The organism is Lysinibacillus sp. GbtcB16, assembly GCF_019091145.1.
In the GTDB taxonomy this organism is placed as follows: domain Bacteria; phylum Bacillota; class Bacilli; order Bacillales_A; family Planococcaceae; genus Lysinibacillus; species Lysinibacillus fusiformis.
The window spans coordinates 1-279 of sequence record NZ_JAGXJV010000297.1; the positions used below are offsets into that span (position 1 = coordinate 1).

1 protein-coding gene is annotated in these 279 nt (G+C 53.0%); it reads left to right on the plus strand.

Translation table 11 applies throughout. The features are described from left to right. On the plus strand, positions 1-279 hold a 279-nt coding region (locus KVT27_RS24325), incomplete at both ends, for a GH116 family glycosyl-hydrolase (RefSeq protein WP_254636277.1).

Sequence of the window (279 nt, forward strand, 5' to 3'; positions counted from 1 at the left end):
CATTGACCTTCGATGATGAGCAAGACCCGATTCACGTGAAGCTAAAGGCCTTTAATCCGTTCATTCCGCTGAATGATAAAGACTCCTCGATTCCGTGCGCCATTCTGGAGTATGAGGTGACGAACCGCTCGGAGGATGAATTGGATCTTAGCGTAGTCGGCAATTTGACCAACCCGTTCCGTAAGGGGGCATACAACGAGGCGGTTCAGGTGGACGGCCGTCAGGCGATCCGCTTATCGTCGGTTCATTATGGGGAGGACGAGGCGGAATTCGGCGATT